22 protein-coding genes are annotated in these 23,284 nt (G+C 60.9%); 12 read left to right on the top strand and 10 right to left on the bottom strand.

Annotation, left to right across the window (positions count from 1 at the left end; translation table 11 throughout):
- Positions 1–18 precede the first annotated feature (18 nt).
- Complete coding sequence (locus QMX88_RS29525; RefSeq protein WP_407073261.1) at positions 19–384, top strand: sensor histidine kinase; 366 nt, start codon at positions 19–21, stop codon at positions 382–384.
- Between the two features lie 15 nt (positions 385–399).
- Here the strand turns inward: QMX88_RS29525 and QMX88_RS01290 are convergent, their stop codons facing one another.
- The 6 genes from QMX88_RS01290 to QMX88_RS01265 all read right to left on the bottom strand — a co-directional run bounded on the left by QMX88_RS01290 (position 400) and on the right by QMX88_RS01265 (position 7,428).
- Entirely contained in the window at positions 400–2,019 is a 1,620-nt protein-coding gene (locus QMX88_RS01290; RefSeq protein WP_282365486.1) for an EAL domain-containing protein, read from the bottom strand.
- Between the two features lie 92 nt (positions 2,020–2,111).
- A complete protein-coding gene (locus tag QMX88_RS01285) occupies positions 2,112–2,888 on the bottom strand; it encodes an N-acetylmuramoyl-L-alanine amidase (RefSeq protein ID WP_172610133.1) in 777 nt (258 codons plus the stop codon).
- 99 nt (positions 2,889–2,987) lie between these two features.
- Positions 2,988–5,090, bottom strand: a complete 2,103-nt coding sequence (locus tag QMX88_RS01280; RefSeq protein ID WP_282365485.1) for a GGDEF domain-containing protein — start codon at positions 5,088–5,090, stop codon at positions 2,988–2,990.
- A complete protein-coding gene (locus tag QMX88_RS01275; RefSeq protein WP_192174445.1) occupies positions 5,087–5,968 on the bottom strand; it encodes an endonuclease/exonuclease/phosphatase family protein in 882 nt (293 codons plus the stop codon). Before QMX88_RS01275 ends, QMX88_RS01280 begins: the two co-directional genes overlap by 4 nt.
- A gap of 9 nt (positions 5,969–5,977) precedes the next feature.
- Complete coding sequence (locus QMX88_RS01270; protein WP_108121293.1) at positions 5,978–6,619, bottom strand: thiol:disulfide interchange protein DsbA/DsbL; 642 nt, start codon at positions 6,617–6,619, stop codon at positions 5,978–5,980.
- A gap of 191 nt (positions 6,620–6,810) precedes the next feature.
- Entirely contained in the window at positions 6,811–7,428 is a 618-nt protein-coding gene (locus QMX88_RS01265; RefSeq protein WP_192174443.1) for a c-type cytochrome, read from the bottom strand.
- Between the two features lie 234 nt (positions 7,429–7,662).
- Here QMX88_RS01265 and yihA point away from each other — a divergent pair, with 234 nt between their 5' ends.
- Positions 7,663–8,298: a ribosome biogenesis GTP-binding protein YihA/YsxC gene (yihA, locus tag QMX88_RS01260; protein WP_065987940.1), complete on the top strand. Its 636-nt coding sequence runs from the start codon at positions 7,663–7,665 to the stop codon at positions 8,296–8,298.
- A gap of 238 nt (positions 8,299–8,536) precedes the next feature.
- On the opposite strand, the gene polA is transcribed toward yihA, so the two are convergent.
- Complete coding sequence (gene polA, locus QMX88_RS01255) at positions 8,537–11,302, bottom strand: DNA polymerase I (RefSeq protein ID WP_282365484.1); 2,766 nt, start codon at positions 11,300–11,302, stop codon at positions 8,537–8,539.
- 74 nt (positions 11,303–11,376) lie between these two features.
- Between polA and QMX88_RS01250 the strand changes: the two genes are divergently transcribed.
- Positions 11,377–11,667, top strand: a complete 291-nt coding sequence (locus QMX88_RS01250; RefSeq protein ID WP_282365483.1) for a DUF2782 domain-containing protein — start codon at positions 11,377–11,379, stop codon at positions 11,665–11,667.
- 34 nt (positions 11,668–11,701) lie between these two features.
- Complete coding sequence (locus tag QMX88_RS01245; protein WP_192174440.1) at positions 11,702–12,652, top strand: homoserine kinase; 951 nt, start codon at positions 11,702–11,704, stop codon at positions 12,650–12,652.
- A gap of 91 nt (positions 12,653–12,743) precedes the next feature.
- On the opposite strand, the gene znuA is transcribed toward QMX88_RS01245, so the two are convergent.
- Positions 12,744–13,673, bottom strand: a complete 930-nt coding sequence (znuA, locus tag QMX88_RS01240; RefSeq protein ID WP_282365482.1) for a zinc ABC transporter substrate-binding protein ZnuA — start codon at positions 13,671–13,673, stop codon at positions 12,744–12,746.
- 57 nt (positions 13,674–13,730) lie between these two features.
- On the opposite strand from znuA, the gene QMX88_RS01235 reads away from it, so the two are divergent.
- The 4 genes from QMX88_RS01235 (at position 13,731) to QMX88_RS01220 (ending at position 16,659) form a co-directional block, all read left to right on the top strand.
- Entirely contained in the window at positions 13,731–14,213 is a 483-nt protein-coding gene (locus QMX88_RS01235) for a Fur family transcriptional regulator (RefSeq protein WP_122534313.1), read from the top strand.
- The gene (gene znuC, locus QMX88_RS01230) at positions 14,213–15,013 is read left to right on the top strand and encodes a zinc ABC transporter ATP-binding protein ZnuC (RefSeq protein WP_282365481.1); all 801 of its coding nucleotides are present in this window, start codon (positions 14,213–14,215) and stop codon (positions 15,011–15,013) included. Before QMX88_RS01235 ends, znuC begins: the two co-directional genes overlap by 1 nt.
- Positions 15,006–15,788, top strand: coding sequence for a zinc ABC transporter permease subunit ZnuB (gene znuB / locus QMX88_RS01225; RefSeq protein WP_172610143.1), 783 nt, complete (start codon positions 15,006–15,008; stop codon positions 15,786–15,788). Before znuC ends, znuB begins: the two co-directional genes overlap by 8 nt.
- 157 nt (positions 15,789–15,945) lie before the next feature.
- Entirely contained in the window at positions 15,946–16,659 is a 714-nt protein-coding gene (locus QMX88_RS01220) for a PA5502 family lipoprotein (protein ID WP_282365480.1), read from the top strand.
- 72 nt (positions 16,660–16,731) lie between these two features.
- Here the strand turns inward: QMX88_RS01220 and katE are convergent, their stop codons facing one another.
- The gene (gene katE / locus QMX88_RS01215; RefSeq protein ID WP_282365479.1) at positions 16,732–18,891 is read right to left on the bottom strand and encodes a catalase HPII; all 2,160 of its coding nucleotides are present in this window, start codon (positions 18,889–18,891) and stop codon (positions 16,732–16,734) included.
- A 382-nt stretch (positions 18,892–19,273) separates the two neighbouring features.
- Here katE and QMX88_RS01210 point away from each other — a divergent pair, with 382 nt between their 5' ends.
- From QMX88_RS01210 to QMX88_RS01200, 3 genes are all read left to right on the top strand, one after another.
- Positions 19,274–20,281 carry a methionine ABC transporter ATP-binding protein gene (locus QMX88_RS01210; RefSeq protein ID WP_192174435.1) on the top strand — a complete coding sequence of 336 codons (1,008 nt, stop codon included), beginning with the start codon at positions 19,274–19,276 and terminating at the stop codon, positions 20,279–20,281.
- Entirely contained in the window at positions 20,281–20,955 is a 675-nt protein-coding gene (locus tag QMX88_RS01205; RefSeq protein WP_065987960.1) for a methionine ABC transporter permease, read from the top strand. The genes QMX88_RS01210 and QMX88_RS01205 overlap by 1 nt, the downstream gene beginning before the upstream one ends.
- Positions 20,956–21,020: 65 nt before the next feature.
- The gene (locus QMX88_RS01200) at positions 21,021–21,794 is read left to right on the top strand and encodes a MetQ/NlpA family ABC transporter substrate-binding protein (protein ID WP_282365478.1); all 774 of its coding nucleotides are present in this window, start codon (positions 21,021–21,023) and stop codon (positions 21,792–21,794) included.
- A gap of 46 nt (positions 21,795–21,840) precedes the next feature.
- Here QMX88_RS01200 and QMX88_RS01195 read toward each other — a convergent pair whose 3' ends face one another.
- The gene (locus tag QMX88_RS01195; RefSeq protein ID WP_282365477.1) at positions 21,841–22,473 is read right to left on the bottom strand and encodes an SCO family protein; all 633 of its coding nucleotides are present in this window, start codon (positions 22,471–22,473) and stop codon (positions 21,841–21,843) included.
- A gap of 151 nt (positions 22,474–22,624) precedes the next feature.
- Between QMX88_RS01195 and QMX88_RS01190 the strand changes: the two genes are divergently transcribed.
- Complete coding sequence (locus QMX88_RS01190) at positions 22,625–23,275, top strand: hypothetical protein (RefSeq protein ID WP_282365476.1); 651 nt, start codon at positions 22,625–22,627, stop codon at positions 23,273–23,275.
- Positions 23,276–23,284 lie beyond the last annotated feature (9 nt).

Below are 23,284 nucleotides of genomic sequence, written 5' to 3'. Positions count from 1 at the left end.
GCCCACGATCAGGACGTCATGGTGCTGCTGGAAACCCAGGAGCCGCTGCCACGGGTGCAGGCGGACAAGGCGCAGCTGGACCGCGTGCTCGACAACCTGCTTGATAACGCCCTGCGCCATACCCCGAAATCCGGCCTGATCCGCTTGCAGGCGCGGCGTCATGGCGAGCGGTTGATCATCAGCGTGGAAGACAACGGCGAGGGCATTGCCTACGGCCAGCAAGCCCGAATCTTCGAGCCTTTCGTTCAGGTTGGACGCAAGAAAGGTGGGGCAGGCCTGGGGCTGGCCCTGTGCAAGGAAATCGTTCAGTTGCACGGCGGGCGAATGGGCGTGTATTCCCGACCTGGGCAGGGTACGCAGTTCTACATGGCGCTGCCGCTCTAGACCGGCATTGCTGGGCTACGCCACATCATCCGCACGCCGCCCGGCGCTGCGTCTGCCGCCGGTCACCAGTTCAGTGAACTTGGTCGCGCTCAGGGGCCGGGCGAACAGCCAGCCCTGGCCATACATCACCCCTTCGCTTTTCAGCAGCATCGCCTGTGACTCGAACTCGATGCCCTCGGCGATCACCCGCAGTTGCAGCGCATGGGCCATCCGAATGATATGCGGCGCCACGCCACTGCTGGCGGCATCGTGGCCGAGGGCGTCAATAAACGCCTTGTCGATTTTCAAACAGTCCACCGGCAGCGTCTGCAGATAGGCGAGGCTGCAATAGCCGGTGCCAAAGTCATCAATCAACACCTGATGGCCCCGATCGCGCAGCGCCTGAAGATGATTGCGCGCGACTACCACGTCCACGAGACCGCGTTCGGTCACTTCAAACGCAATCTGCCGAGGCGCCACTCGATGCAATGCCAGCAGCTTCGCGGTTACCCGGCCGATGCGCGGGGCCATGACGTCGCACGCTGCCAGATTGACTGACACGTACAGGTGCGGATTGGCGCGTAAAAGCTGGCCGAGCTGCTCCAGCAATTGCTGGAGCACGAAATCGGTGATCTGACGGATCTGCCCGGTGTTTTCCGCCAGCGGAATAAAGAGGTCAGGACTGGTCAACGTGCCGTCCGGTCGCCGCCAGCGCACCAAGGCCTCGGCGCCCACGCACAGCCGCGTGTTGAGGTCGAAAATCGGCTGATACAAAACCTTCAGCTCTCCGCGGCGCAATGCCCCGTGCAGCTCACCGCCCAATGACTGCCGTTGACGCACCAGTTGCAGGACGAGAATGCCGATGAACAACGAAATCAACAGGCTGGCCGGGACCAACAGCCACCACGCACCGGTGATCTTCTGTTGCAAGGCACTGCGCGGGGTAATCAGGACCAGTTGATATTCCGGGCTCTGGGTCGGCATCCGGTAGACGAGTTTGTCTTGGGTGGACATCAGCGTTTCGGTGGAGGTCGGCGACCAGTCCGGCGTGGGCGGCCATGTCTGAGGCGGGCCAAGGACCGGGACTGCCTTGGAGCCACGATCTAGCACCACCACCAGACTGCCGCCCACCGGCAGGTCAACGACGTCAGTCAAATGGCCGCGGGAGGTGGAAACACGAAACTCCCCGCGCCCGAGCATCAGTGAAGCCAGGTTGTCGTCAGGCTGGGTGGAGGTATTCAGCCAGTAATCATAAGTGGGGCCGCGAATGTCCGGCGGCCTGGGCTTGCCAATCAGGCTCTGCCGCGTCCAGCTTGAACAGAACTGACTTTCACTGACGTACGCCACTTCGTAGATAAAACGGTAGCGCGAGTTCACCTGACGTAACTGCTCGATCATTGCGGGGCTGCAACCGCGCAACGGCTGCGCTTCAAGTTGATCGAGCCCGGCCCTCAACTGACCGAATAATTGCTCCAATCGCACCAGAAAGCGCTCGCCCTGTGCATTCATTTGGGCACGTTCGTCCTGCCGGGCCTGATGCATCGCCAGCCCGAAGCTGCCCGCCAGCAAGACGGCCGCGCTTAACAGCGCGGCCACTAATGCCAGAAGCCAGGGACGATAAAGTAAAGAGCGCAGTCGCGGCGTCGCCGTGAACATCGGCAGTCATCCAGATGGTGGGATTTCCATAACCACTGAGGTATAGCAACAAGCGCAGAAATAGTCCGAAAAAAACCGGCAATTAGCGGAATTTAGTGCCTGAAGTTAAGTACTTGCAGCATAGCTGCACTTTGCAGATCCGGCTCACCGTCAAATTTTTGTGGTCGATAGTGCATCTGAAACGCAGCCAGTGTGTGACGTGTTGCGATGTCCAGCTCACCGGTCTGCGGCGTCGGGTAACCCAGCAGCGCCAGTTGCTGCTGGAACCACACGATATTTGGTACGACGCCCATCAACTGGGTTTGACGCTGTGCGACCTGTTGTTCATCCGGCCAGATGCCCAGGCCTTCCTGGGCCAGCCGCTTCCACGGGAACAACGGTCCCGGATCGAGCTTGCGCAACGGCGCGATGTCGCTGTGACCAATGACGTGACGGGGTTCGATGTGGTTGCGTTTAACGATGTCTTTGAGCAGAACGATCAGCGCCTGAATCTGCGCTTCGCTGTACGGATACCAAAGCCGACCCGTAGGCGTGTCGCGATAGCCCGGATTGACGATCTCGATGCCGATGCTGCTTGAGTTGAGCCAGGTGCGCCCGTCCCATTCGCTTTCACCGGCGTGCCATGCGCGCTGGGATTCGTCGACCAGCTTGTAGGTGGTGGCCGGACCGTCGCCGATCAGGTAGTGCGCGCTGACCTCACCGTGGGTCAGCAAGGCCAGCGACCGGTCGAGGGAAGCAGAGGTGTAATGAACCACCACGAACTGCACGCGGCTGTCGAAATTGACGGAAGGGTGGCTGGTGTCGATCTTCGGACCGCTGCTGCAAGCGGTCAGCAGCAACAACAGAAACAGGGCGGAAATAGACTTCATGGCGGCACGACGTGTAGGCAAATAATGCAACAGTGTAACGTAACGTCGGCGGCGCATTCAAAAATGCATCAAGCCTACGCAGCCAACCAGACGAAGCGTTCAACCCTGCTCGATACGGTTACGTCCTTCGTGCTTGGCGCGGTACAGCGCCTGATCCGCACGTTTGAGCACCACATCACTGCGCTCACCCGGAGCGAACAGCGTGATGCCCATGGACACCGTGACCGTCACCCGCTCGCCCTTGAAGTGAAACGGGCATTGTTCGATGCCCTCCCGCAGACGCTCCAACAGCGCCAGCCCCTCATCCATCGGCGTGGTCGGCAGCAGGATCACGAACTCTTCTCCGCCGAAACGCGCAATGAAATCCGAAGCCCGTAACCGCTTTCGCAGCTGACCGGCGATGATCTTCAAGACCTTGTCGCCCGCCAGATGGCCGTAACCGTCATTGATGCGCTTGAAGTGATCCAGGTCGAGAATGCCGAGCAGCAGGCTTGAACGCTTCCTCTGCAACTGATCGATCTCATGCTCCAGCCGCTCGTTCCACGCGGCGCGGTTCGGCAGGCCTGTCAGTGTGTCGATCAGCGCCTTCTGCCGTTGTTCCTCCAGATGAACCCGGAAGCCCAGCGCTTCCTGCTCCATCGTTGCCACGCGGCTGGAGAGGGCTTGCAGGCGGGTGGCGACTTCCTGTTCGCGCTGATCGCGTTGCTGCTGATGATGATCCATGGTGCCAATCAGCCCTTCGAGACGGCTTTCCAACACGTGCTTCAGGCTGTCCAGATCGGCCGCCTGCTGCACACTGGTTTGCAGATCGTCGACGTGTTCACGCAATTGATGGTCCAGTTGACGTGACGCCGAGTGCTGATCGGCGTGGTCTTCGCTGGCAGCAAGCAAGCCGCTCTGAAACGACTCAAGGCGCTCGTTGAGCTGCTTGAGATAAGCCTCGAATTCGTGCTGGCCGCTGTCGGTGATGGCGAGCATCAGCACGGCGAGATCGTCGAGGATCGGCAGCAGTTCGTACCAGTTCAGCCCATGTTCAAGCCGGGCGCGCATGGCTTCGGCTTGCGGCCGATGGTGTTCAGGCAGCGTCAGTTCGTCGAGCAGGCCCAGCAGTGTTTCTTCGATATGGGCGGCGACCGAGCTGTAACTCGGCTCGGGCGAGGAGGGCAGCGCGTAGGGGCTGTCGTCTTCGGCGGCGGTCTCGTCAGGCTCTTCGTCTTCAGGGACGGTTTCGATGCCGTCGGCAATAACGACGGCTTCAGCAGTCTCTTCGGGATCGGGAGAGGGCGCTTCAGCCGCAGGCTCGGATGCTTCGTCGTCGGAAGACTCGGCGGCGGAGGCCTGTGGGACATCAGCGGTGTGGAGCGGCATCTCGGGCTCTTGGTCTGGCCGGGCCGGCTCGGGCTCTTGGTCTGGCCGGGCCGGCTCGGGCTCGGGCATTACCGGCTGGACTGCAACTTCCAAGGGGGGCGTCGGAATGGAGCGCTCGGGCTCTTCGGCGACAGGCTGGGGGACCGGCGGGACCGTGCTGCGAAGTTCAGCCTCCAGCTCAGTGTTCTCTGGGGCACCTTCCGGCACGGCGGCCGGATGCTGAGGCGCATCATCGGAAGCCTGCAGCCCGGCCGGCTCGGTAACGGAATGGGGCAACGGGGCCGACTCATCACCTTCGCCGCCAGCCTCACGGTGACTGCCAAACAATCGCTGCAGGAAACCCGGGCGGGACGCTTCATCCGGGTGTTCGATCTGCGACAGGGCCTGCCCCTGAAGTCCACTCAACTCGCTCAATAACAACGGCAGCTCACGGGCTTGGGTAATGCGATCTTCCAGGCTCTTGGCAAATCGCTTGAGCGGCTTGCTGACGTCCTTCGGCAGCGGCAACGCCTGCAACTGCGTGACCAACGAGGTCAACGCCGTGCCCATCTGCTCGACGCGCTGCTCGCGACGCTGTTCGGAGTCCAGCACCGCTTTTTCCAGGCGCGGAATCAAGGCTGCCAGGCCTGCGTCCATGTCGTCCTTGCGAACGATTTCGCGCATTTCCTTCATGCACGCATCAACCGCCTTGTCGGCACCTTCGGCCGCCAGGCTGCTGCGCACGAGGCCTCGACGCAGCAAGTCGAGCCGCGCGTTCCAGCGCCGCTCCAGTTTGTCTTGCTGCTCGATGCTCTTGAGGTACTTTTCTTTCCAGCGCTGCGCTTCGTCGGTCATTCCACAGGTCCGCGAGGAGATGTGCTTGTTATCGGCAGCGAGTCACCGATTAATGAGGCCGGCAAGCGAATCTCCACCGCGACGGGCAGATGATCGGAAATGGGCTGCGCCAGTACCTGCACTTTTTCAAGGGTCAGGGTCGGGCTCAGAAGGATGTGGTCCAGGCATCGCTGGGGACGCCAGCTCGGAAAAGTCGCTTCGATCTGCGGGGCGAGCAGGCCGAGATCGCGCAGTGGCGAGGTTTGCAGCAGGTCATTGGCGTGGGTGTTCATGTCGCCCATCAGCACCTGATGGCGATACCCGCCAATCAGCTCGCGAATGTACGCGAGCTGCCGTGTACGGGTCCGCGCGCCCAGTGCCAGGTGCATGACTACTACGACCAGCGCGTCCGGACCTTCGCCGAAGCGAACGAGAATGGCGCCACGCCCGGCGGGACCTGGCAGCGGATGGTCTTCGATGTCCCACGGACGCAAACGGCTGAGGACGCCATTGCTGTGCTGGGCGAGGCGTCCGAGGTTTCGATTGAGTTGCTGGTGCCAGTACGGAAAAGAACCGAGCTGGGCGAGGTGTTCGACCTGATTGATGTAGCCCGAGCGCAGGCTGCCGCCATCAGCTTCCTGTAACGCGACCAGATCATAGTCGCGCAGCAGATCGCCGATCTTCTGCAGATTCCCGGCTCTGCCATTGTGGGGCAGCAGATGCTGCCAACCCCGGGTCAGGTAGTGCCGGTAGCGTTCGGTGCTATTACCCACCTGGATATTGAAGCTGAGCAGGCGAAGCCGACCGTCGGCCGGCAACCCTGTTTCGTGAAGATGATGCTCGTTGACCTTCGGCTTGTGCCGGGCAACGACCCGTTCAGTAGTTCCCCAGCGCGCCATGGTCAGCGCTTACTTGGCGGTCAGCGTCGCGCGCTCTTTGGCGATCAGCTGATCGGCCACTTGCAGCGCTTGCTCAGGACCACCGGCAGTGCCGAGATCAAAGCGGTACTTGCCGTTGACGATCATGGTAGGAACGCCAGTGATCTCGTACTTCTTGGCCAGTTCCTTGTATTGAGCGATCTTGCCCTTCACAGCGAACGAGTTGAAGGTTTCAAGGAACTTGGTCTTATCGACGCCCTGGGTGGCGACGAACTCGGCCATGTCGTTCGGGTCGGTCAGACGCTTGCCGCCTTTCTGAATCGCGTCGAACACGGCGGTGTGGACTTTCTTCTCCACACCCATGGTGTCGAGGGTAATGAATAGCTGGCCGTGAGCGTCCCAAGGGCCGCCGAACATGGCGGGAACGCGGATGAAGTGGACGTCGGCGGGAAGTTTTTCGACCCATGGGTTGATGACCGGCTCGAAGGCGTAGCAGTGCGGGCAGCCGTACCAGAACATTTCGACGACTTCGATCTTGCCCGGCTCGGAAACAGGAACAGCGCTTTTCAGCTCGACGTATTGCTTGCCGGCTTCGATGGGCTCTGCTGCTTGAGCGGTCAGACCGAACAGGCTGGTGAAAATCAGAGCGGCGCTGAGAATCAGATTACGCATGCTTAACTCCTGGGCATGGAAGGTCACTTCGGTGGCCGCAGTTCGACCGGCCGAGGTGATATGAGTTCGCAAGTGTAACGCCTGCAGCCACAAAAAAGGGCAGCCGTTCGCTACCCTTTTTGGCCCGTCCGGGCAGGTCTGTGAGCAATTTGTTTTACCAGCCGTGTCCGTCAGGATCGCTGCCCTGACGCTCAATGCAGCCCTTGAATGTAAGCCGCGAGCGCGTCGATATCCTTATCGCTCAGCTTCGCGGCGATGGTGCGCATGACCAGCGTGTAGCCGTCGTTAGTGCGGTCACCTGCGCGGAACGCCGTGAGCTGTTTCTTGATGTAATCGGCGTGCTGCCCGCTCACGTGCGGAAAGCCTGCCGTTGCAATGCCCGCGCCGTGTGGAGAATGGCAGCCGATGCAGGCCGGCATGCCCTCATCGAGCTTGCCGCCGCGAAACAGCGCTTCACCTCGGGCGGCGAGATCGGGATCGGCAGTGCCGACACTGCCTTTCTGGCCGGCGTAGTAAGCGGCGATGTCGGCCAGGTCCTGATCCGTGAGCGGATTAAGCTGTCCAGTCATTTCCAGCACAACCCGCTTGCCGTCCTTGATGTCGTGCAGCTGCTTGAGCAGATAGCGTTCGCCCTGGCCGGCGAGCTTCGGGAAGATGGGCACCAGACTGTTACCGTCGGGCCCATGGCAGGCGCCGCAGACTGCTGTTTTCCCTTGGCCGGCGAGCGGATCGCCCACGGGCGATTCAGCGGCCTGCACGACGCCATTCAGGCTCAGGGTCAACAGCAGGCTCGACAGAAATGCGTTCATGGGTTGATCCGATGCGGCTGAAAGTACGGCCCTCATGATGGGCTGGCTTGAGAAGAAGCGGCCTGTTTTTGGACGTTTCAGTGCAGATGCCGGGCGGGCTCTTGCGTCGACAACACCCTTGCGGGGGCAGGACAAGGCACACATGAAAATCCGCGGCATTATATACTCGCGCCCATTGAACGGAAAAAGACACCCCGTTGCCGCGCACGTCGCAACGCCCTCACCGGATATCCCATGCAACTCAAGAACCCTATTCTCGGCCTGTGCCAACAAGCCAAGTTCATGCTCAGCGCTGCCAAAGTCGACCAATGCCCGGATGACGAAGGCTTTGAAGTCGCGTTCGCCGGCCGCTCCAACGCCGGTAAATCCAGCGCGCTGAACACCCTGACTCACGCCAGCCTGGCGCGCACGTCGAAAACCCCTGGCCGCACCCAGCTGCTGAACTTCTTCAGCCTGGACGACGACCGCCGTCTGGTCGACTTGCCTGGCTATGGTTACGCGAAAGTGCCGATTCCGCTGAAGCTGCACTGGCAGCGCCACCTCGAAGCCTATCTGGGCGGCCGTGAAAGTCTGAAGGGGCTGATCCTGATGATGGACATCCGCCACCCGATGACCGACTTCGACCTTTTGATGCTCGACTGGGCCATCGCCAGTGGTATGCCGATGCATATTCTGCTGACCAAAGCCGACAAGCTGACCTTCGGCGCGGCGAAAAACACGCTGCTCAAAGTCCAGTCGGAAATCCATCGCGGTTGGGGTGACGCAATCACCATCCAGCTGTTCTCGGCACCCAAGCGCATGGGCCTGGAAGAGGCTTACACCGTGCTGGCGGACTGGATGGAACTGGAAGACAAGGCACCGGCGGCCTGAATCGCAGGCAAAAAAAACCCCGGACTTCATGTGGGGAGGGGAAGTTCGGGGTCCAAGTCCAGACCTCTCGGAAGGGGTCCGGATATCTGCCAACACTTAACACAACATAGGAGCATGAATGGCTACGTCAGCCATTCGCAAACTCAGACCGGGTTTTGTCCGCCGAAGTTCAAAACCGGCGGAAATTTAATGATGGCGCGGTTCCGACTCCCTGCAGAATCGGAACGGCAAACCAGTATCAATGCGCCTCGTCCCAGTTGTTCCCCACACCCACTTCAACCAACAGCGGAACGTCCAGCTCGGCGGCGCCGCTCATGTGCACGCGGATGTCCTTGCTGATCTGCTCGACCAGATCCTCATGCACCTCCAGCACCAGTTCATCGTGAACCTGCAGGATGACGCGAGCATCCAGACCTGAGTCTTCCAGCCAGCCGTTCACCGCGACCATCGCCCGCTTGATGATGTCCGCCGCCGTGCCTTGCATCGGCGCGTTGATCGCCATGCGTTCGGCACCTTTGCGCAGCGCCTGATTCTTCGCGTTGATGTCCGGCAGGTACAGGCGGCGACCGAAGATGGTCTCGACATACCCTTGTTCCGCCGCCTGCGCACGGGTGCGCTCCATGTAATCCAGCACGCCGGGATAGCGCGCGAAGTAGCGATCCACGTACGCCTGGGATTGCTTGCGATCAACACCAATCTGCTTGGCCAGCCCGAACGCGCTCATGCCGTAGATCAGACCGAAGTTAATCGCTTTGGCGCTGCGGCGCATGTCGTTGGTCACGTCCGGCAGTTCGACACCGAACACCTCGCCCGCCGTCGCGCGGTGTACGTCCAGATCGTTGCGGAAGGCGTGCAGCAAGCCTTCGTCCTTGGCCAGATGCGCCATGATCCGCAGCTCGATCTGCGAGTAGTCCGCCGCCAGCAGTTTGTAGCCTTGGGGGGCGACAAACGCCTGACGAATGCGACGACCCTCGGCGGTCCGGATGGGGATGTTCTGCAGGTTCGGGTCGCTGGAGGACAAACGTCCGGTCACCGCCACCGCCTGATGGTAGGAGGTGTGAATTCGCCCGGTGCGCGGGTTGATCTGCTCAGGCAGGCGATCGGTGTACGTGCTCTTCAGTTTGCTCATCGAGCGGTACTGCATCAGCACTTTCGGCAGCGGATATTCCTGCTCGGCCAGTTCAGCGAGCACCGCTTCAGCGGTGGACGGCTGGCCGGTGGCGGTCTTGCTGATGATCGGCATGCCGAGCTTTTCATAGAGAATCACCCCGAGCTGCTTGGGCGAGCCGAGATTGAATTCCTCACCGGCGATGGCGAACGCTTCGCGCTCAAGCTCGGTCATTTTGTTGCCCAGCTCGACGCTCTGATTGCCCAGCAGATTGGCATCGACCAGCGCGCCTTGACGCTCGATGCGCGCCAACACGGGCATGAGCGGCATTTCGATGTCGTTCAGCACCGGCGCCAGACTCGGCGTCTTGGCCAGCCTGTCCTGCAGCACCTCGTGCAGGCGCAGCGTCAGGTCAGCCTCTTCAGCCGCATAGGTGCCGGCCTGCTCCAGCGCGATCTGATCGAAACTCAGCTGTTTCGCACCCTTGCCCGCGATGTCCTGGAAATTGACCGGCGTGTGATCCAGGTACTTGGCGACCAGGCTGTCACGGTCGTGGCGCGTCGCGGTGGAGTCGAGCACGTAGGATTCGAGCATCGTGTCGAACTTGACGCCCTGCACGTTGATGCCCTGGCTCTGGTCGCCGTCAATGGCGCAGTTTGCCAGCAGGTTGATCGCAAACTTGGCGTGCTGGCCGACCTTGATTTTGCTCGCGTCCTCCAGGATGGGCTTGACCGCTTTCAGCACCGCGTCGCGATCCAGTTGCTGCTGCACCCCCATATAGGAATGGGTCAGTGGGATGTAGCAGGCTTCGTGGGTCTTGATCGCAAACGACAGACCGACGATCTGCGCGCGCTGGGCGTCGGTGCCGTTGCTCTGCACCACGAAGGCAAACAACTGCGCGGCGTTGAGCTTCTTCAGCCAGTCGTCGAATTGGGTTTGCTCAAGAATGAGCTCGTACGTGGCTTCGATGATCGGCGCCGGCTCGGCAGCGGGGACGACTTCCGCGCCTTCCTGGCGGGCATCACGCTGCAGATCAGTGATCCAGCTTTTGAATTCCAGCTCGGTATACAGCGCCATCAGCGCTTCACGATCAGGCTCGCCGCAGTGCAGAGCGTCGAGCTCGATGTCCAGCGGCACGTCGATCTTGATGGTCGCCAGCTCGTAGGACAGGAAGGCCATCTCCTTGTGTTCCTCGAGCTTGGCCGGCAGGGATTTGGCGCCGCGAAGCGGCAGCGCTGCCACTTTGTCGAGGTTCGCGTAAAGCTCTTTCAGGCCGCCGTTGATGCCCACCAGCAGGCCTGCTGCGGTTTTCTCACCGACACCGGGCACGCCGGGGATGTTGTCGACCTTGTCGCCCATCAGCGCCAGGTAATCGATGATGTGTTCCGGGCCGACGCCGAACTTTTCTTTCACTCCGGCGACGTCCAGCACGCTGCCGGTCATGGTGTTGACCAGCGTGATGTGGCCATCGACCAGCTGCGCCATGTCCTTGTCACCGGTGGAGATCACCACCGGACGATCGGCGGCCGCGCTACTGCGCGCCAATGTGCCGATCACGTCATCGGCCTCCACACCTTCGACGCACAGCAGCGGGTAGCCGAGGCCTCGCACGCAGTTGTGCAGGAAGTCGATCTGCACGCGCATGTCGTCCGGCATGCTGGGGCGGTTGGCTTTGTATTCGCCGTAGAGCGCGTCGCGGAATGTCCCGCCCTTGGCGTCGAACACCACGGCAAACGGGCTTTCAGGATATTGCCTGCGCAGGCTTTTGAGCATGTTCAGCACGCCCTTGACCGCACCGGTGGGCAGGCCTTTGGAGGTCATGAGCGGCGGCAGCGCATGGAACGCGCGGTAAAGATAAGAAGAACCGTCCACCAGGACGAGGGGCGCAAGACTCATGTGCAAGATCAACCTTTTCGGCGGGGTCGGCGCTAGAATGCGCGGACCGTTGACGACAAAGGCACAAGGTTATCATGCGCGCGCTGAATCGCCTGTTACTGCTCGGCGGGTTGCTGGCCTGTTCGTGGCTGGCGGTCGCGGCGGATGACGAAGCGCCATCGGCAGAGCCTGATGTGACCATCCGTCAGGACAGCGACGGCTTCATCACGGAGTATCGTGCGAACGGATTCGTGTACGCCGTGAAGATCACGCCTAAACACGGCAAGCCTTATTATCTGGTGCGCGCCGACGGCACAAGTGGTCAATTCATACGTTCGGATCAACCGGACATGCTGATACCCCAATGGGTACTATTCAGCTGGTAACGCCCTACATTCACTCTCTTGCTGGCAGTCTTCTATGTCCGTTTTTACTCCCCTGGCTCGGCCCGAGCTGGAAGCTTTTCTCGCCCCGTACGGGCTTGGCGCCCTGCGTGATTTTCAGGGCATTGCCGCTGGAAGTGAAAACACCAATTTCTTCATCAGCCTGGAGCAGGGCGAATTCGTGCTGACCCTGGTCGAGCGCGGCCCGGTTCAGGAAATGCCGTTTTTCATCGAGCTGCTGGACGTCCTCCACGATGCCAACCTGCCCGTGCCCTACGCACTGCGCACCACCGACGGCCAGGCCCTGCGCGAGCTGAAAGGCAAACCGGCGCTGCTGCAACCGCGTCTGTCCGGCAAGCACCCGGCCGAACCCAACACCCAGCACTGCGTGCAAATTGGCGAGTTCATGGCGCACATGCACATGGCCACACGCAGCGCGACTATCGAGCGTAAAACCGACCGTGGTCTGGACTGGATGCTGGAGGAGGGCGGTAATTTCATCTCTCACCTGGACGAGGCGCAGGGCGCGCTGCTGACCAAAGCCGTCGAGGAAATTCAGCGTCGCAAGGCGGCCATCATGGCGCTGCCGCGGGCCAATCTGCACGCCGACCTGTTCCGCGACAACACGCTGTTCGAAGGCACCCACCTGACGGGCGTGATCGATTTCTACAACGCCTGTTCCGGGCCGATGCTGTACGACGTGGCGATTGCGGTGAATGACTGGTGCTCGTTTGAGAACGGCACCATCGATGCGCCGCGCGCCCGGGCGTTTCTGGGTGCGTATGCCGCGCTGAGGCCGTTTACAGCCGCCGAAGCCGAGCTGTGGTCGACGATGCTGCGTGTGGGTTGCGTGCGCTTCTGGCTGTCACGCCTCATTGCCGCCGAAACCTTCGCCGGCCAGGACGTGCTGATCCATGATCCGGACGAGTTCCGCAAACGCCTGGAACAGCGGCAGGAAACCCATATCCCGTTGCCGTTTGCGTTGTAGACATCAGAAAGCTTCGTGAGCAAGCTCACTCTCACAGGGACCGCGTTCAACTGTAGGAGTGAGCTTGCTCGCGAAGGCATCGGCCCAGCACTTACAAACCTTCCAGACACCCCGCCAGATCATCCGCCAGTTTGCTCAGCAATTGCTCATAACCCTGGGCGGTGGCGGGTGTATAGCCGCCCAATCCGTCCAGCTCGGCCAGTTTGACCGGCAGACCCGCACTCAACGTGTCGGCCAGACGCGGGCGAAGAGGCGGCTCGCTGAACACGCAGGTCTTGCCGAATTCGGTCAACCGCGCGCGCATGGCAGCGACGTGCTGAGCACCCGGCTGAACCTCGCTGCTGACGGCAAAGACGCCCGCATGCTTCAACCCATAAGCTTCTTCGAAATAATCAAACGCCTCGTGGAACACGAAATACTGCTTGCCTGAAATACCGGCGACCCGCTGTTTGATTTTGGCGTCCAGCGCGTCAAGGCGTGCGCTGAAGGCTTTGACGTTGCTCTCATAATGCGCCGCATTGGCCGGATCGGCCTGGCTCAAGTCAGCGGCCATCTTCGCCGCAATTACCCGCGCATTGACTGACGACAGCCACAAGTGCGCATCGACGCTGCCCGGGCGATGATCGTGGTCATGCTCGTCTTCGTCATCATCGTGATGCTCGGCGCTGGCGGTGAAATGACGCAGGTGCATGCCGGGCAACGACTCGACCGGGACCGAGGCTTTGCTGCGCCCGGACAACACGCGAGGCAGGAACGTCTCCATGTCCGGGCCAATCCAGTAGAGCAAATCGGCTTCCTGTACGCGCCGTACGTCGGACGGCCGTAGCGCGTAGTTATGAGGGGATGCGCCCGGCGGAAGCAGGACTTCCGGCACCGCGACTCCGTCCTGCACAGCCGCGGCGATCAGCTGAAGCGGCTTGATGCTGGTCAGGACGCGGACGTTTGCTTCAGCGGCAGTGATGGTTGAAAAACCGGTAATAAATACGACAAAAAGTAAAAAAAGTCGGGACACGATAACCACTCATGGGGGCAGGAACGGGTAACATAATAACGTCTCTCTCAAAGGCCGTCGCCGCTCATGTCTAAAACACCCCTGGCCAGTCGCCCCCACGATCACTCCCACTGCGTGCACAGTGCGCTCACTGAAGCCGACACGCTGTGCGCGGGCAAAGGCCTGCGCCTGACGGCCCTGCGTCGTCGCGTGCTGGAGCTGGTCTGGCAGAGCCACAAGCCGCTGGGCGCCTACGACATCCTCGCCGTGCTCAGCGAAGAAGATGGCCGCCGCGCCGCGCCGCCTACTGTGTACCGCGCGCTGGACTTCTTGCTGGAAAACGGTCTGGTTCACCGCATCGCGTCGCTGAACGCCTTCGCAGGTTGCAATCACCCCACCCACGCGCATCAGGGCCAGTTCCTGATCTGTCGCGAGTGTCACGCCGCCATCGAGTTGCAGCACGCCACCATCAGCGCCGCCATCGTCGACGCTGCCAACGAGGTGGGCTTTGACGTTGAAGCCCAGACCGTCGAAGTCGTTGGCGTGTGTGCCGGATGCAAGGCCGCCTGATGAGCGATGCACTGATCCGCCTGAAGGACGTCAGCGTGACCCGCGCCGGCCAGAGCGTGCTGGAAAACATTCAGCTGAGCGTCAGCTCGGGCGAAATCGTCACCCTGATCGGCCCCAATGGGGCGGGCAAGACCACGCTGGTGCGCGCCGTGCTCGGGCTGCTCAAGGCTGACTCGGGGGAGATCTGGCGCAAGCCGAAACTGCGCGTCGGTTACATGCCGCAAAAGCTGCACATTGATGCCACGCTGCCGTTGTCGGTCCTGCGCTTCCTGCGGCTGGTGCCCGGCGTTGATCGCGACACCGCTCGGGCAGCGCTGGTCGAGGTCGGCGCCGAGAAAGTCATCGACAGCCCGCTGCAAGGGATCTCCGGTGGCGAGATGCAGCGCGTGCTGCTGGCGCGAGCGCTATTGCGCAAACCGGAGCTGCTGGTGCTCGACGAGCCGGTGCAGGGCGTGGATGTCGCCGGACAGGCCGAGCTGTACGCGCTGATCACTCAGCTGCGCAATCGGCATCAATGCGGTGTGCTGATGGTTTCCCATGACCTGCACCTTGTGATGAGCACCACCGATCAAGTGGTCTGCCTCAATCGCCACGTGTGCTGCTCCGGTCACCCCGAGCAGGTCAGTAACGATCCGGCTTTCGTTGAGCTGTTCGGCCTGAACGCGCCGAGCCTGGCGATCTATCACCACCATCACGATCATGCGCACGACCTGCATGGCGAAGTCTGCCAACCCGCTCAAGTCCACGATCACGTTCATACCCACACTCACGACTACGGGGACAGCTGCAAGCATGGCTGATTTTCTTCTTTACGCCTTGCTCGCAGGCCTCGCGTTAGCGGTAGTGGCAGGCCCTTTGGGGTCTTTCGTGGTGTGGCGGCGCATGGCTTATTTCGGCGACACGCTGTCCCATGCCGCGCTGCTCGGCGTGGCGCTGGGCTTTCTGCTGGATATCAGTCCGACGATCGCCGTCACCGTGGGCTGCCTGTTGCTGGCAGTGTTGCTGGTGACCCTGCAGCAGCGTCAACCGCTGGCCTCCGACACGCTGCTGGGCATTCTGGCGCCAAGCACCTTGTCCCTCGGGCTGGTGGTGCTGAGCTTCATGCGTGACGTGCGCATTGACCTGATGGGCTATCTGTTCGGCGACCTGCTCGCCATCAGCCCGAACGATCTGGCGTGGATTCTCGCGGGCAGCGCGTTGGTGCTGGTGTTGATCTGTGCGCTGTGGCGACCGCTGCTGGCCATCACCGTGCATGAAGAACTCGCGACGGTTGAAGGTCTGCCGGTGGCGACCCTGCGCATGACCTTGATGCTGCTGATTGCCGTGGTCATCGCGGTGGCCATGAAGATCGTCGGCGTGTTGCTGATTACCTCGCTGTTGATCATCCCCGCCGCTGCGGCACAGCGTCACGCCCGCTCGCCGGAGCAAATGGCCCTGGGGGCAAGCATCATCGGCGTCATTGCGGTGTGCGCGGGTCTGGCGTTGTCATGGTTCAAGGACACCCCGGCAGGCCCGTCCATCGTGGTCTCGGCAGCGGCGTTGTTTCTGCTCAGCTTCCTTTTGCCCAAGCGGTAGAACCTTGGGTGGCGCGTAGAGTCATACTCCGCAATAATCCAATGGCGGCAATGTGCAATGACTCCTTGCGCGCCCACCGATAGTCATCAGTTATTTTCGGTGCAAGTCACTTGTGTGTAGACTTGCTCGTTTTTTGCGCAAATAGAGAATCGCAGGAATGAAGCCGTTCGCATCCCGTTATCTGCTGCTTGCTGCATTTTCCGTTCTGTTGAGCGCTTGCCAGAGCAAGCCCGTCGAGCAGCCCGCGCCTGTGGCTGCGCCCGATGCCTATCAGCAGCTGGAACAGAATATCGCCAGCAGCGAGTTGGCGACCGCCGAAGATCAACTCGCTGCGCTGCAAAGCAAATCCCCGGACGATCCCCGACTCGAGCAGTACCAGCGTCAATTGGCCGAGGCGTACCTGAGCCGTAGCCAGATCGTGCTGCAAAAGGGCGACATGAACGCTGCCGCAACCGCGCTCAGCCGCGCCCGTGCCTTGATGCCAAAAGCCCCGGCGCTGACCAGCGGCGTCAACGGTGCCATCGCCCACGCCCGTAAAGCCGAGCTGGAGAAGGCAGAAGCCGATCTGCGGGCTGCCGAAGCCAAGCGCAAGGCGAAAGTAATCGACCCGAGCGCCGAGAGCACGACCATCGAGCTGAAGCTCAGCGACATGAAACAGCTGCGACGTCAGCTGAGCGACATCGCTGAAGACGTGACAGCCTTCAATTGCGACGTCACTGTGCAGGTGCCGCGCACCGACGACTACCCTTGGCTGGCGACCTTGCTGACCAAGCGTGTCACGAAGATCAACCCCGATTTCGAATTGCAGATGCAGCGTGAAATCGAGCGCACCGAGCCTGCGAAGATCGTGCTGAAACCCGCTCAGCTCTGATCGATTTTTGATCAAAAGAAAAGGCGTAGCCCTCGCGGGCAACGCCTTTTTTGTTGCAGCTAGTCCTGCAGATTACGCAGGAATTGCCTTCGCTTTTGGCTCACGAGCCCAAACGCGATGTTGTTGGATCGCCTTGAAAAACGCCTTGAACGAGGCGCTGTCCGAAACGGCCAGCAAGCCGGCATCGGCTTCCAGACGCAGCAGGTCGATCAGTTTCTGTGCATCACCCGCGTAAGCAATGGCTTTGAGGTGCTTGTACGCCTCAAGCACGTAATGCAGTGCCACGCCGTCGCCGCTCAGGGCTTTGATCGAAGCGTCGCCGCCCGGGATGAACACGGCGTCGAACGCAACCGATGGCAAACCTTCCATCGAAGCGTCAACGGCCAGGGACGCGCCGCCTGCGGTCTTGACCGGCGCGGAGGTAGGACCCAGCACCTTGGCGTGTGCGCCTTCGGCTTCCACCGCCGCTTTCATCGCCGCTACCGCTTTGTCGTCGACGCCATTGGCGACCAGGATGGCAACTTTGCGCGAAGCGATGTCGGCAGGCAGCAGGTTCGCCTGGCTCAGCAGCGGCGATTTGTCGACGCTCAGCTTGCCGTTGCTTTGCGCTTGGACGGTCGCTGCTTTCGGCGCCGGCAAGCCAAGCTTTTCAGCCACACGTTCAGCCAGGGTGAGGTCGATATTCGCGAGAATCTCGTTCACCTGACGTGCGCGGATGTGCTCACGCTCAACCTTGCCCAGCTCGAAGCTGTACGCCGCGATGATGTGCTCTTTCTCGTGCTCGCTCATGCTGTTGAAGAACAGCGTGGCCTGGGAGAAGTGATCGCCAAATGAGGGGCTGCGCTCACGCACCTTCTCTGCCGAGACGCGCTCGTGATAAGTCTCGAAGCCGCCATCCTCAGGACCTGCAGGGGTTTCTTTCGGCCAGCCGCCGTCGATCGAGTTAGGCTCGTAGGAAGCACGGCCCTTGTCGATGGTGGTGCGGTGTTGCGCATCACGCTGGTTGTTGTGGTTCGGCGAGACCGGACGGTTGATCGGGATCTCGTGGAAGTTCGGCCCACCCAGTCGGCTGATCTGCGTATCGGTGTAGGAAAACAGACGACCCTGCAGCAGTGGATCGTTGGAGAAGTCGATACCCGGCACGACATGGCCTGGGCAGAACGCAACCTGCTCGGTTTCGGCGAAGTAGTTGTCCGGGTTGCGGTTAAGCACCATTTTGCCCAGCGGCGTTACCGGCACCAACTCTTCCGGGATGATCTTGGTCGGGTCCAGAAGGTCGAAGTCGAACTTGTGCTCATCTTCCTCGGCGACAATCTGTACGCCCAGTTCCCATTCCGGGTAGTCGCCCATCTCAATGGACTCCCACAGGTCGCGGCGATGGAAGTCGGTGTCCTTGCCCGCAAGCTTCTGCGCTTCGTCCCACACCAGGGAGCAGGTGCCGTACTTGGGCTTCCAGTGGAATTTGACGAACGAGGACTTACCTTCGGTGTTGATCATGCGGAAGGTGTGGATGCCGAAACCCTGCATGGAGCGCAGGCTTTTCGGGATCGCACGGTCCGACATGGTCCACAGCACCATGTGCGCGGATTCCGGCACCAGGGAAACGAAGTCCCAGAAGGTGTCGTGGGCCGAGCCGCCGGTAGGGATTTCGTTGTGAGGCTCTGGCTTCACGGCATGTACGAAATCGGGGAACTTGATGGCGTCCTGGATGAAGAACACCGGCATGTTGTTGCCGACCAGGTCGTAGTTGCCTTCGCCGGTGTAGAACTTGACCGCGAAGCCACGTACGTCACGGACTGTATCGCCGGAGCCACGTGGGCCTTGAACTGTGGAAAAGCGTACGAACACCGGGGTTTTCTTGCCCGGATCACGCAGGAATTCCGCCTTGGACAGCGCCGAATGGTTCTCGTAGGTCTGGAAGTAACCGTGGGCCGCGGTACCGCGCGCGTGAACAATGCGCTCCGGAATGCGTTCATGGTCAAAGTGGGTGATCTTCTCGCGCATGATGAAGTCTTCGAGCAGCGAAGGGCCGCGCGATCCGACTTTCAGCGTGTTCTGGTTGTCGGAGATCTTAACGCCCTGATTGGTGCGCAAAGCCTCGCCGGTAGCGTCGGAGCGGAACGTTTCAAGACTTTCGATCTTGGCATTGGTGTTGCCACGGTCCAGCGTGTCAGTGCCAGCCAGTTCACTGTTGCCGTTGGGGCTAACAGGTGGATTGGTGTTCTTACTCATCAGGCAAAACTCCTCAGTTCGGACGGCTCCTTTTTTAGCCTCCAACGACGTGGAGGCAGCAGAAGCTCGTAGGCGGAAATGCCTGACATGCAGCCAGGCAATATTCAGGCGCTAAGTAAATGACTGACGATGAAATCAGCCGTTCCGTTTGTTTTTCCGATTCTTCGATTTCCATCGCCAGACTGACAGGCGGCCATCCATATGACCATTCGGCAGGTGCAGTGCGAAATAAATGCTAAGAAGGCTGGGCCCAACCCGGATTTCACAGGCTAAAATGCGCGCCCGGTTTACCCAGCCGAAGCCGAAATGGCATCGCTCAGCAGCGTGATGAAGGCCCGAGTCTCCACGCTGATTTTTCAACGCGCCCCACAAGGTTCGCTCCGTGATCGAGTTCCAAAACGTCCACAAAACCTATCGGGTCGCCGACCGGGAAATTCCCGCGCTGCACCCCACCAGCCTGCGCATCGAAAACGGCCAGGTGTTTGGCCTGATCGGCCACTCCGGCGCCGGCAAGAGCACGATGCTTCGCCTGATCAACCGCCTTGAAGCCCCTAGCGGCGGCAAGATTCTGGTCGATGACGTCGATGTCACCGCACTGGACGCCGACGGTCTGCGCGGCTTCCGCCGCCAGGTCGGCATGATCTTCCAGCACTTCAATCTGCTGTCGTCCAAGACGGTGGCCGATAACGTCGCCATGCCGCTGACGCTGGCCGGGGACATGTCCCGCGCGCAGATCGATCAGCGCGTGGCCGAACTGCTCGCCCGCGTGGGTCTTTCCGATCACGCCAAAAAATACCCGGCGCAGTTATCTGGCGGTCAGAAGCAGCGGGTCGGCATCGCCCGCGCGCTGGCGACCAAGCCAAAGATTCTGCTGTGCGACGAGGCCACCAGCGCCCTAGACCCACAAACCACGGCATCGGTGTTGCAGCTGCTGGCCGAGATCAATCGCGAACTGCAGCTGACCATCGTGCTCATCACCCACGAAATGGACGTGATACGTCGCGTCTGCGATCAGGTGGCGGTCATGGATGCGGGCGTGATCGTCGAACAGGGCGCTGTGGCCGATGTGTTTCTGCATCCCAAGCACCCGACCACTCGCCGCTTTGTGCAGGAAGACGAAGAAGTCGACGAAAACCAGCTGAACAGCGATTTCGCCCATGTTCAGGGCCGTATCGTGCGCCTGACGTTTCAGGGCGACGCGACCTACGCGCCATTGCTGGGAACGGTCGCGCGGGAAACCGGCGTGGACTACAGCATTCTGGCCGGCCGTATCGACCGCATCAAAGACACGCCTTACGGGCAACTGACGCTGGCCATCACCGGTGGTGACATGGACGCCGCGTTCGCCCGCTTCACCGCAGCCGACGTTCACATGGAGGTCCTGCGCTGATGGACACATTTCTCAACCTGTTTTCCAACGTCGACTGGTACGAAATCTGGCTGGCGACCGGCGACACCCTGATCATGCTTGGTGTCTCGCTTGCCTTCACCGTATTGCTGGGCTTGCCGCTCGGCGTGCTGATGTTCCTGACCTCGCCGCGTCAGTTGCTTGAGAACAAGCCGGTCTACACCACCGTCGGCTTGATCGTGAACATGCTGCGAGCGCTGCCGTTCATCATCCTGCTGATCGTGATGATGCCCCTGACGGAAATCATCACCGGCACCTCTCTGGGCATTCTCGGCACGCTGCCGCCATTGATCGCAGGCGCTACGCCGTTCTTCGCGCGCTTGGTGGAAACCGCCCTGCGGGAAGTGGATCGCGGCATCATCGAGGCTACTCAGGCGATGGGCGCCACGACTCGACAGATCGTGATCAAGGCGCTGTTGCCTGAAGCACGCCCCGGCATCCTCGCGGCGATCACCGTGACTGCGATTGCGCTGGTGTCGTTCACGGCCATGGCCGGTGCGGTCGGCGCCGGTGGTCTGGGCGATCTGGCGATTCGCTACGGCTATCAACGCTTCCAGAACGATGTGATGTTTGTGACGGTCGTATTGCTGCTGGTGCTGGTGCAGATCCTGCAAACCGTTGGCGACAGACTGGTCGCGCACTTTTCACACCGTTAACCGAGTTCGCCGGTCACTGACCGGCAGGTGCACGCCGCTGCGCGTACATTTCAGGAGTAGTAGAAATGAAGAAGTTGTTGGCTGTATTTGCGGCTGTGGCGGCGCTGTCTGCCCATGCTGATGAGACCTTGACCGTCGCGGCCTCCGCCGTGCCACACGCCGAGATTCTCGAGTTCGTGAAGCCGATGCTGGCGAAGGAAGGCGTGACGCTGAACGTGAAGGTGTTCAACGATTACATTCAGCCGAACGTGCAGGTCGACCAGAACCGCATGGACGCCAACTTCTTCCAGCACCAGCCATATCTGGATGAGTTCAACAAGGGCAAGGGCACCCATCTGGTGAGCGTGGCCAAGGTTCACATCGAGCCGTTTGGCGCGTACTCGGACAAGCTCAAGAGCCTGGCCGAGCTGCCGGATGGCGCCAATGTCGCCATCCCGAATGACGCCACCAACGAGGGCCGCGCGCTGCTGCTGCTGGTCAAGGCTGGTCTGATTACCCTGAAGGATCCGACCAGCATCACCGCCAAGCCGAGCGACGTGCAGCAGAATCCGAAGAATTTGAAATTCCGCGAGCTGGAAGCCGCGACCCTGCCACGGGTACTGACGCAGGTGGACCTGGCGCTGATCAACACCAACTACGCCATGACCGCCAAGCTTGATCCGACCAAGGATGCGCTGATCATCGAAGGGTCGGAGTCGCCATACGCGAACATCCTGGTGACCCGCGAAGACAACAAGGATGCCCCGGCCATCCAGAAACTGGTCGCCGCGCTGCACAGCCCGGAAACCAAGGCATTCATCGTTGATAAGTACAAAGGCGCCGTGGTTCCGGCGTTCTGATCGCCACACACTAATGATCTCGGCGCAACGCCGAGATCATCAGTCCTTACTTTCTCTCAACCAGCCCCGGCAACTGCGCCACCAGCTTCTGGCTGTTCAGCGGCGCGCGGATGAAACCGCGCTGGGTACCGTCGGGGCCCAGGAGGGCGAGGTTGCCGCTGTGGTCGACTGTATAGCCCGGCTTGCTGGTGTCCGCCGGGATGTACGGGATGCTCACGGCATTCGCCAGCTTCTGCAGCGTATCCACCGGCGCCCTCAGGCCGATGAACTGCTTGTCGAAATACCCCAGGTATTGCTTGAGCTGTTGCGGGGTGTCGCGATCGGGATCGACGCTGACCAGCACGATGCGCAGTTTGTCGACGGCCTCACTGGGCAGCTCGCTTTTGATCTGACGCAGCTGGGCGAGGGTGGTCGGGCAGATGTCCGGGCAGAAGGTGTAACCGAAGAACAGCACCGTCCATTTGCCCTTCAATTCCCTCAGTGAAAGGGGCTGGGCGTCCTGATCGGTGAGCGAGAGATCCGGCACAGTGCGGCTCTGCGGGAGAAGGATAATGCCTGCGTCGACGAGCGCGGTCTGATCGCCCTGATCGGGACCGGACAGCACACGGTAGACGGTCAGGCCAAGCACCAGCGCCACGATGGCCGCCAGGATGAAAACGGTTTTCTGGGTTCGGGTCATGACTTCAGCACAATGAGTGATCCACGGTCGCGCGATTATGCACATAACCATGAAACTGTTATGACAATTACGTCTTAGCGCCATTTGTGGGCAAGCTAAGGTATGGACTTCCCTATAATGACCGTCTGGTTTCACTGCCTATGGAGCATCCATGAACACCGCCGCATTGCGCGAGCAGATCACCCGAGCTCAGGAACACGAAAACCAATCCGGTCAGCTAGCGCGCCAGTTGGAGTCGCAACTTCCTCATCTGCACCCCTCCATTCACCTGCCTGACGTAGACGCGCGAGGCGTGCTGACGCGTTTCGTCATTGCCTACATCGGTCAGGTGCCGGACTTGCTTGACGCCGCCCATGACGTGGCGTTGCAGGCGGGCATTGAAAGCCAGATCAAGCCGGTCCTGAAAATCGCCGAGCAATTCTTCAGCGCGCCTCCCGCCATCATGGCGGCCCACGAAGGGCTGGACGGTCTGCTGGACGAAGCCTATCTGGCCCACCGGCTGGTGGAAGAAGTGAACGATCTGTACATCAAGCATTTCGGCCAGCCGCTGATCCCGATGAACACCACGGTGGCCAGCGTCATCGCCCACCAACTGATCGGCGAATCGTTTGCCAATCAGCTGGACGAAGTGGTGCATCACGCCATCGACGAAATGCTCAATGACGACAGCTTCTCGCTGGAATCGGTGGAAGCCTACCGCGAGCGCCTCGCCAGCCCGGACACCGATGCGGCGTGGAAACGCTGGCCTAGCCTGTCACGTCAGTTGGGCGTAGGGCTGGAACTGGAGCGCGGGAAAGACTGACCCCGCACC

Source organism: Pseudomonas sp. PS02290, assembly GCF_029960075.1.
GTDB lineage: Bacteria > Pseudomonadota > Gammaproteobacteria > Pseudomonadales > Pseudomonadaceae > Aquipseudomonas.
This window is presented reverse-complemented; position numbering and strand designations above follow the sequence as displayed.